This window comes from Caminibacter sp. (assembly GCF_053999135.1).
In genome coordinates, this window is sequence record NZ_JBMXVQ010000115.1 from 1 (window position 1) to 2,419 (window position 2,419).

Genomic DNA, 2,419 nt, shown 5'->3' on the forward strand with positions numbered 1-2,419 from the left:
GTTTAAGTTTTAAAAACCCGGCATTGGCATAAGATGTTTTGAGATGAACAATATTTTCTTCAACCTCTCCAAAAATCCAGCTTAACATATCATAAAAATGAACTCCTATATTAGTTGCAATTCCTCCGCTTTTACTCTCATCACCTTTCCAGCTTATAAAATACCATTTTCCCCTGCTTGTAAGATATGTTAAATCAATATCATAAACTTTATCAGGATTTTCCTGAAGCTCTTTTGTTACTCTCTCTTTTAATGCAATAATTGAAGGATGAAGTCTGAGTTGTAATATATTATAAACTTTTTTTCCGGTTTCTTTTTCAATTTCTTTTAAAGCGTCTATATTCCAAGGATTAAGCACAAGAGGTTTTTCACATATTGCATCCGCTCCGCTTCTTAAAGCCCATCTTATATGAGCATCATGCAGATAATTAGGAGTTGTTATACTTACATAATCAATTTTTTCACCGTTTCTTCTAAGTTTATCTACATGTCTGTCAAACCTCTCAAATTCTATAAAAAAATCAGCTTCCGGAAAATAACTGTCAATTATCCCTACACTGTCGCATTTATCAAGTGCTACTACTAAATTGTTTTCTGTATCTTTAATTGCTTTCATATGCCTTGGTGCTATATATCCGGCAGCTCCTATTAATGCAAACTTTTTCATCACAATCTCCCATCAACAATGGATTTGTCAAAAAAACTTTTAATATCATAAACAACAAGATTTGAGTTTTGTTTTGCCTTTTTTATTTTTTCCTCTATTTCTTTAAACTCTTTATGGGCAACTGCTAAAACAATTCCGTCATAATTTTCTATTTTCAATTTTTCATTCTCCATTAATTCAATTCCGTATTCTTGTTTTACCTCTTGTGGATCAGCCCATGGGTCATATACGTCTATATTTACTCCGAATTCTTCAAGTTCCCTTATTACGTCTATTACCCTGCTGTTTCTTATATCGGGACAGTTTTCTTTAAATGTGATTCCTAATACCAATACTCTTGAGCCTTTTATTGTATGCCCTTTTTGTATCATAAGTTTTATTACTTTATTGGCTACGAATATTCCCATATTGTCATTAAGTCTTCTGCCGGCTATTATAATTTCGGGATGATATCCTATCTCTTTTGCTTTGTATGTAAGATAATACGGATCTACCCCTATACAATGCCCTCCTACAAGTCCCGGAGTAAATTTTAAAAAGTTCCATTTAGTCCCTGCGGCTTCTAATACATCTTTGGTATCAATATTTAATTTATCAAATATAAGTGCAAGTTCGTTTACAAACGCTATGTTTATATCCCTTTGAGTGTTTTCTATTACTTTTGCGGCTTCTGCCACTTTAATTGATGGTGCTAAATGGGTTCCGGCTTCTATAATACTTGCATAAAGTTCATCTATCTCTTTTGCAATTTTAGGAGTACTTCCCGACGTTACCTTAAGGATTTTTTTGACGGTATGCTCTTTATCTCCGGGATTGATTCTCTCAGGTGAATATCCTACAAAAAAATCCTCATTAAACTTAAGTCCGCTTACTTTTTCTAAAATAGGAACACACACTTCTTCCGTACATCCGGGATATACTGTACTTTCATAAATTACGATATCACCTTTTTTTAATACTTTCCCAACTGTTTCGCTGGCTTTTTTAAGGGGTGTTAAATCGGGGTTTTTGTGATTGTCTATTGGAGTCGGAACGGTTATTATATATATGTTAGAATCTTTTATGTCTTCAAGGTTACTGGTTATTTGTAATTGGTTATTGGTTAAAGCTGATTTTAATTCATCTTCACTAACTTCTAAAGTAGTATCTATTCCTTTATTTAATTCATCCACTCTTTTTTGGTTTATATCAAATCCTGTTACCTTATATTTTTCACTGAATGCTACAGCTAAAGGCAGGCCAACGTAGCCTAAGCCTATTACTGAAAGTTTTTTCATTTTTCTTCCTTCACCTCGATTTCATCTTTGATTTTTTCAAAAATCTTAAAACCTATGCCTTTTACGTTCATAATATCCTCAGGCTTTTTAAAAGGATGTTTTTCCCTATACTCAATAATAGCCACAGCTTTAGCATGCCCTATTCCCTTAAGAGAACACAGTTCATCCGCCGTAGCGGTATTAATATTCATCTTTGCAAACAAACCTACTGCCAACACAAACAACATAAAAAAAAGCTTCTTCATTTTTTTCCTTATTGCCCTCAGGCGTTGAATTTATCCAAAAATGTTTCGGATATTCAATATTATACCCAATTTAATTAAATATTATAAAACTCCCTGTACCACTCAACAAATTTTTTAATTCCCTCTTTTACATCCACTTTCGGTTTATATCCAAGCTCCCTCTCAAGGGCTGTAGTATCCGCCCATGTACTCGGTACGTCCCCAGGCTGCATCGGCAATAGATTCTTTTT

Annotated in this window: 3 protein-coding genes and 1 pseudogene; all 4 read right to left on the reverse strand. The window is 33.6% G+C overall.

All coding sequences use genetic code 11. The features are described from left to right. Window positions 1–667 (reverse strand): Gfo/Idh/MocA family protein (locus ACXJH6_RS08555; protein WP_456471340.1); only part of this gene is annotated, 667 nt, incomplete at its 3' end. Next, the gene (gene tviB, locus ACXJH6_RS08560) at window positions 667–1,944 is read right to left on the reverse strand and encodes a Vi polysaccharide biosynthesis UDP-N-acetylglucosamine C-6 dehydrogenase TviB (RefSeq protein WP_456471341.1); all 1,278 of its coding nucleotides are present in this window, start codon (window positions 1,942–1,944) and stop codon (window positions 667–669) included. The genes tviB and ACXJH6_RS08555, both read right to left, overlap by 1 nt. Continuing rightward, window positions 1,941–2,189 carry a ComEA family DNA-binding protein gene (locus tag ACXJH6_RS08565; RefSeq protein WP_456471342.1) on the reverse strand — a complete coding sequence of 83 codons (249 nt, stop codon included), beginning with the start codon at window positions 2,187–2,189 and terminating at the stop codon, window positions 1,941–1,943. Before ACXJH6_RS08565 ends, tviB begins: the two co-directional genes overlap by 4 nt. A 74-nt stretch (window positions 2,190–2,263) precedes the next feature. After that, window positions 2,264–2,419 (reverse strand): annotated as a pseudogene (locus tag ACXJH6_RS08570) (NAD-dependent epimerase); the annotation flags it as partial.

Bases quoted from the DNA above. Each gene is read 5' to 3' on its own strand.
- tviB (WP_456471341.1), bottom strand. From the start codon at position 1,944: ATGAAAAAACTTTCAGTAATAGGCTTAGGCTACGTTGGCCTGCCTTTA.
- ACXJH6_RS08565 (WP_456471342.1), bottom strand. From the start codon at position 2,189: ATGAAGAAGCTTTTTTTTATGTTGTTTGTGTTGGCAGTAGGTTTGTTT.